This window comes from Pedobacter sp. 01N416 (genome assembly GCF_056399685.1).
In genome coordinates this window covers 1-7,308 of record NZ_JBFTRT010000282.1, presented here as the reverse complement: position 1 = coordinate 7,308, position 7,308 = coordinate 1, and the positions used below count along the sequence as shown (strand labels likewise).

The following is a 7,308-nucleotide window of genomic DNA, read 5'->3' as shown; positions in this document are numbered from 1 at the left end:
ACTTACATAATCGTAAAAGATATCGTTATAACCAAAAGCACTACCTATGTTATTGGTATTGKTTACGCCCAAATTACCATACAAATCGATTCTGATATCCATTGTATTGGTGGCCTTAATATCCAGATTTGAACGGTAATTGTACCGGTTATAGTAGAAATTGGAGTTTACACCTTGCTCTTCGCCGTAATTCCGCAACATACCATCCTGATATAGGAAACCCGCTGAAACAAAATACTTTACTTTTTCTGTACCGCCCGAGATATCAAAATTACCTTTTACCTGGCTACTGAAATCTTTGAACAAAATCTTTTTCCAGTCGTTGTTAGGATGTCCGTATGGATCAGAACCATCCTGATATTTCTGTAAATCGGTTTCCGTAAATCTTGGCGCCAAACCATCATTTGCCCTGGCCTGGTTATATAACTTTGCCGATTCGTAAGCATCTAAAAACTTTGGCATAACCGTAGGCTGCATTACACTGTATTCACTTCTAAAGGTAATCTGTGGTGTACCCAGTTTACCTCTACGCGTAGTAACAACCACCACCCCGTTTGCTCCTTTGATACCATAAATCGCTGTGGTTGCAGCGTCTTTAAGGATACTGATGTTTTCTACTTCGTTGGCATCGATGGCTGCAAACTGCTCCGGGCTGTATTCAATATCATCTACAATGATTAAAGGTGTGGTAGAACCGCCATTGTACGAACTGATACCCCTGATAAAAAATGTTGCCCCATCTGATCCTGGCGCACCAGAACGTTGTTGAGAAAAGAAACCAGGCAACCTGCCAACCAAGGTGTTTTGTAAACTGGCAGACGGATTTTGACGGATATCAGCCCCGGTTATGGTACTCATGGACCCTGTTAAGGTTATTTTTTTCTGTTTACCGTAGCCGATAACCACAACCTGTTCTAAGCCCTGTACATCATCTTCTAACTGTACGTTAACGGTTTTTCTGTTGCCAACCACAACTTCTTTCGGAGTTGAGCCAACAAATGAAACCACTATGGTACCGCTTGTTCCCTTTAACCGGAGGGTATAATTCCCTTTCCCATCGGTAACTACCCCATTGGTTGCTAAGCCTTTCTCTTTCACAGAAGCGCCTACTATAGGTCCTGTAGCATCGCTAACAGTTCCCGATACGACCTGGTTTTGTGCCATAACCAAATTGGAGGTTAAAAGCACAAGCAAAACCAGTAAATATTGATATATATATTTCATGTTATGATCTTATATTGGATTTGTACTGATTTACCAACCTTCGTTTTGAAGTAATAGACTGTTTTTGGTTGTTTCTGCATAAGGTACCGGCATGTGGTAAAGTTTATTGGTAAAAACTGAAGTCACTACCGGAATATTCTCGTACGTGAAAGTGTTGTTGGCATTTTTGGTAATCTTAGTACCATTCAATGCTCCACTCAGTACGGTCGGTGCAATTTTCCACCTCCTGATATCCCAGAAACGGTGTTCTTCAAAAGCAAGTTCTACCCTTCTTTCATTCATAATCAGCGTTCTCATACTCTCCTGAGAGATCCCTACAGGAATGCCATAACGCGTGTTTGTGCCGGCTGTTATGCCTGCTCTGGTACGTAAAAGGATAATCTGCTTAACGGCATCTTCTGTTCTGCCTACCTCGTTTAATGCCTCTGCATAATTGAGTATAATTTCGGCATATCTGAAAATGATAAAATTATGCGATTGGTTGGTGTAAGTGCTATTGGTAGCAAAATTCCCCATAAACTTGCGCATGTAGTAACCTGTACGGGTTTGCACCGTTGTTCCTCCTGGTTTATCCAAACCACCCTCGTAGGTTTGCACCCCTCGGTTTAACCAGTTTACGCCGTTATAAAAAATGGTATAATCTAACCGAAGGTCTCTGTTGGTATAAGGCGCCGCCGGATTGTAGCCCGATGCCGCATCGCTAATCGGCAACCCGCTCCGCATGGTAAATGCATTCACCAAATCGGCCGTCGGACTTGTTCTACCATTACTCAATGCGGGTGCTCCATAACCGGATGGTGCATTGGTGGTTTCTATACCCGTATTTACCGCAGCCTGTTTGCTCAGTATAACTTCAGTATTTTTATTGGTTAAAAACACATTGTTAAATACAGGCTGGAGTTGATAATAATTTAAAGCATTAAGTTCTACCGCGGCATCAATTACTTTTTGCCAACGGGTAGCATCGGCTGTTGGATAACCTGTTAAGGCTTTTAATGTTCCATTTGATTCTACACCGCCACCATTATATAAAGGACTTGCCGCATATAAATAAGCCCTGCATTTTAACGCGATTGCTGCTCCTTTAGGAATTCTGCCCCAATCCGAAGTGGTATAATTTGCGCCTGTTTCTAATCTTAAGCTATCTTTAACTGCATCACATTCACTAATGATATAATTTATGCAATCAGCAAAACTGTTTCTTGGCAATTCGAGGTTATCTTCGAGGGTAAAAACCTTATTGCCGATTAACGGAACACCGCCATATCTTTTTAATAATTCGAAATATAACAATGCCCTAATGTACCTGGCCTCTGCTCTCCAATATTGTTTGGTAAGCGCAGCAACCGGCACCACATTAATATTGGCCAGAAAAATATTAGCCGCTCTAATGCCGTAGTAACTGTTACCCCAATAAGGATCGGGATTGTTTAGCGTACTTATCCTGCCATTTGTAAAATATTCTACCTGGGTGTTGTTTCTTGACGGAATGGCATCTCCTGAAGCTGCATCTAAAAAATCGCCGTCTATCCGGTTAAAACCATTTGGCATATAGTTGTATACACTGTTTAAAAAGAAACCTGCCACAGTTCCGTTTTTATCCTGATCATCCCAAACTAAATCTGACTGAATCCAATCGCGAGGTTCGGTTTCTACCTTTTTACATGAAGTAATGGCCATAGCCACCTGAAAACCAAATAGCGCAAGTATGATATATTGTTTAAAATTTTTCATGTGATTAAAGTTTAATGTTGATACCCATATTGATCGATCGCTGGATTGGATAATTGCCATTATACACCTCCGGGTCTACGCGATCGTAAGCGGCTAGTGTTAGCAAATTAGTAGCATTGCCAAATACCCTGATGCTCTGTAAACCAATTTTCTTGGTCCAATAGTCCGGTATCGTGTAACCTACCTCAACATTTTTTAAGCGTGCGTAATTGCCCGAGTGCTGCCAGAAAGTAGAGGTAGCTTCGTTATTGATGTTTGTACCAATCGATAATCTGGGCATAACAGCGGTAGCTGCTGTTTGAGGAGTCCAACGGTCGAGATTTTGTTCCCAAGCCTGTCCAAAACCATTGTTTTGAAAGGCCCACTCCGTATTTCCGTTCAGGTAAATGGTGCGGTTCATTGCCCCTTGTATCAACGCACTAAAATCGAATCCTTTAAATTGAAAGCCTAAATTTAAGCCATAGTAAAACAATGGTTTTGCATTACCGATTGCTGTTTGATCCAGCTGATTGATGATTCCATCTCCATTCAGGTCGCGGTATTTAATATCACCAGGCTGTGCGGTGTATCCTTCCAATTTGGCGCTGTTATTTACTTCAGCGTTATTTTGAAATAAGCCATCAGCAATGTATCCAAAGCGCTGGCCAACGGCCTGCCCTGTTCTGGCCATCCAAGGGAAAGGTTGGTTTACCTCATTTTGATAGAGCACTTTCGATTGTTGCAATCCACCTGTAGCAGCAACGTAATAGCTAAAATCATTCACCGTTTGCTGGAAATTCAGTTTGAAATCCCAACCGGTATATCTGCTCTGGCCAATGTTTTCTAATGGATAGTTCTGTCCGATAAGCGCAGAGTTTTTACCTCTTTGCATCAACAGGTCATAATATTTATTACGGTAATATTCGACAGTAAAACTCAACTTGTTATCTAAAATCGCACCCTGTAAGCCTATATTAAACTTATTTGCTTTTTCCCATGTAATATTCGGATTGGCTAAAGGCTGTTCATAAATACTGGTATTAGAACCTGGAGTAGAACCAAAATAAGTAGCTGTTCCATCAAAATACCTTTGGATGTAAACAAAGTAACCAGGATTATCGTTTCCGGTTTTACCGTAAGAACCATACAGTTTTAAGCTGCTTAACCATTTGGTATCTTTTAAAAAGTTTTCCTTATTGATGTTCCAGGCTAAAGCCATGGCAGGAAAAAATCCATACTTATAATCGCCTGATGGCGGATAATAATTTGATCCATTATATCCAAAAGCCACATCGGCAACATATTTCTCATCGAAATTATACGATGCCTTTCCCGAAATTCCTTGTACCGTATAAGGAAGATCTGAACCTGTAAATGAATTATCGTGGTTAGCGAGTAAAACTGCACTTACGCCATGTTTGTTAAAATTGCGGTCGTAACCAAGTGTTAGCTCCTCATAATCTGAGTGCCCCTGGTAATTAATGCCTGTATAATTGTTTTGTGTACCAATGCTACCATATTGCGTATAAACTTTGGTAGTTGGATTATAGAAAAAACTGGCGAACGATTTATTTCTATAGGTATTCTCAGACAATGTTGCATAAATTGAGGCCTTAGCTTTTAGCCAAAGTCCTTTTGTAATTTCATCAAATGTTCTTTTCAAGAATAAATCGGCCGATACATCTCTTTTATATGTTCCGATATAACCTGAAGAAATAGCTTGGGCATAAACGTTGTTCTGATAAGATGAAGTGGTAGCAAAACTTCCATTTGGATTATAAATTGGGTAGGCGTTGTTCGGTGTACTATAAATGGAACCCAATATTGATTGCGAACCATAACCGGGTTCGTTTCCATTGATTAAACGCCCCATCAGATTAATCCCTGCTGATAGTTTCTTACTGATCTGCAGATCTACGTTAGAACGGATGACATAACTTTTGTAATCGTTGTCGGTATTGTAAGTATTAAGATCTGAAGTCCTGAAAAGTCCATTTTGATCTACATGCTCAACAGCGACAAAGTATTTTCCAAAATCATTACCTCCCGATACATTTAAGGTATAATGATTGAAACGCGAAGTGGGTTTAGTTACCAAATCTTTCCAGTTTACATCGGGGTGGCCTTGTGAGTCGCTTCCGGTTTGGTAAGCCTGTAGGTCTGCTGATGTATAAATTGGTGTTAGGCCATCATTCACCCTAGCCTCGTTGTATAAACTGGCATATTGAAATGAATTTAAGCCTTGTGGGAGTTTAAGTGATTTTTGAAATGCAGTTTGCGCAGTAAATGAAATGGTTTGCTTTGCCTTAGATCCTCTTCTGGTCGTAATTAAAATTGCACCACTTGCTCCTTTTACACCTAACATTGCTGTTGAAACAGCATCTTTTAAAACCGTAATCGACTCGATCTCTTCCATATTAAAAATGGTGAGTTGCCTTGGTATACCGTCGACAATAATTACCGGGTTTTGTCCTCTCAGCGACATCGTGACTGCATCAGAACCTAATGATCCAAGTGAAAGTAAAGAAGCGGTTCCATCAGTCCGGCCTTCGGAGCCTAATCTGCCCGAATTTTGATTGGTATATAAACCTGCTAAACGTCCGGTAATGGCCGATTTTATAGAAGTTACAGGAGTTTTGGTTAAATCTGTTGTATAAACAGCATCAGTTGCCATGGTAGATAACGATTGTTTAACCGTTTGATCATAGAGTATTCTAACTGGTTTTAATGCTGCAACACCTGGGTTTTTGCTGCTCACCATAATCACATTCTGGCCTTTCCTGATCTCAAGTTTTAGCACCAATGCGTTTGAAGTATAAACTTCAATCAGATCGCCAGTGCCATAGCTTAACTCAGCAATACCGTTGAGATCGGTAATGGCACTGGTTTTATTTTTCGTGTTAACAAGCTTAGCGCCTACAAGGGGAAGCTGATTTTCATCAACTAGGTAGAGGGATGGAGCCTTTTGCAGTGTATCAATATTCTGCTTAAAATTCAGGGCAGATTTAGCCTCGTTAGAAGCGTGCACCGGGATGGTGAGCGGGTTTGTTTAATGGTTATTTTAAAAAAGTATTAGTTAAATGCTTTTCAATTTGCAGGGAAAGATGTTAAATAAAATGTCGTTTGTTTTTGCTCATATCTTATTTGTTTGTTACTTGGTCTAACAAAGTAACCATTAAATTACCCCTCAACTGAGGGGTAATACGGTAATAAATAGGGGTTAAATTGTTATTTTTAGGCCTTTTATGCTATTTTTCTGCTTTTTGGCCAGAAATTAAACGTTAAATAAACGTTTAACTTTAGAAAAGAAAGATCCAATAGTCCATCTTCTTAAAGGGATATTGATTTAACAGATTAACCAGTTTACCTTGCTTTAAAACCGGATGGAAACAAAAACTCTCCGAACCTTTCTTTACAGCAAGATCCGGAGAGTGAATTATTAAGGTAACCCGGATGGTTTAATAGCCCGGGTTTTGAGTCAACACGGCATCTTTATTTAATTGTATTTCACTTAAAGGAATTGGCAATAACAAATTTTTTGTCGTCAAACCTGTAATCGGTTTTGATGCATCGTTCGCGTTTAAACGAAGTGTACGTTCTACTAAAGTTCCGGTTCTCATCAGCGTCATCCTCCTATTTTCCTCTCCAATCAACTCTCTGGCTCTTTCATCAAGAATAAAATCTTTAGTCATTTCAGCTGCACTAACCTGAGCCGCATTTGCCCTTGTTCTAAGTACATTTATTGTTGTGGCAGCTTCAGCTGTTTTACCTTGAGCAACCTGAGCTTCAGCTAACAGAAGGTAAGTTTCGCCCAAACGCATCAAAATGAAATCTTTGATCATCGCATAACCAAAAGTATCATTAGGATCAAAAGCGCCCCATTTGGTTGTACTTGGGCAAATATTGACTAACGTATCAGGACCGGTAAAAGGAACCTGTTTGCCATATCTTGCAGCATATATAGGATTCGGGTCGTTGTAATAATATCTTCTGCGGATGTTGTATTGAGAGTTCCTGATATCGTTACCTTTATACAAACCATAAAGTACCCAGTTGCTTAAGCGCAACCTACCAATCGAACGCCCGCCTAACGAATCGGCCAAAGCCATTCCTGCAATGTTGTAATAAGCAGCACCCCATACCCTTCTTTGCTGTGGATTATCGGTGATACCACCAACTACCGCAGTTGGATTTTCCTGCTCTAACACCCAAATAGCCTCTGTATTTCCCTGAACTCTTCTTTCATTTCCATATTGGAACATGTCTGAATAATAATCTCCTGGCTGGCCAGTTTTAACACCATAACGGTTTCTGATGAGACTAAATTTTCCGCTACTGATAATTGCCTGTGCCTGTTGCTCAGCTAAATCA

General features: G+C 40.2%; 4 protein-coding genes. All 4 read right to left on the bottom strand.

Features of this window, described 5'->3' with window-relative positions:
• A partial coding sequence (locus AC1DND_RS16050) for a SusC/RagA family TonB-linked outer membrane protein (RefSeq protein WP_477583091.1) occupies window positions 1-1,224 on the bottom strand: 1,224 nt, incomplete at its 3' end.
• Window positions 1,225-1,254: 30 nt separating this feature from the next.
• The gene (locus tag AC1DND_RS16045) at window positions 1,255-2,958 is read right to left on the bottom strand and encodes a RagB/SusD family nutrient uptake outer membrane protein (RefSeq protein WP_477583089.1); all 1,704 of its coding nucleotides are present in this window, start codon (window positions 2,956-2,958) and stop codon (window positions 1,255-1,257) included.
• 4 nt (window positions 2,959-2,962) lie between these two features.
• On the bottom strand, window positions 2,963-5,965 hold the full coding sequence (locus AC1DND_RS16040; RefSeq protein ID WP_477583087.1) for a SusC/RagA family TonB-linked outer membrane protein: 3,003 nt from the start codon (window positions 5,963-5,965) through the stop codon (window positions 2,963-2,965).
• Window positions 5,966-6,395: 430 nt separating this feature from the next.
• Window positions 6,396-7,308: RagB/SusD family nutrient uptake outer membrane protein (locus AC1DND_RS16035; RefSeq protein ID WP_477583085.1), on the bottom strand; the 913-nt coding region annotated here is incomplete at its 5' end.

Excerpts from the sequence above, each read along its gene's own strand:
- AC1DND_RS16045 (WP_477583089.1), bottom strand. The coding sequence starts at position 2,958 with ATGAAAAATTTTAAACAATATATCATACTTGCGCTATTTGGTTTTCAG.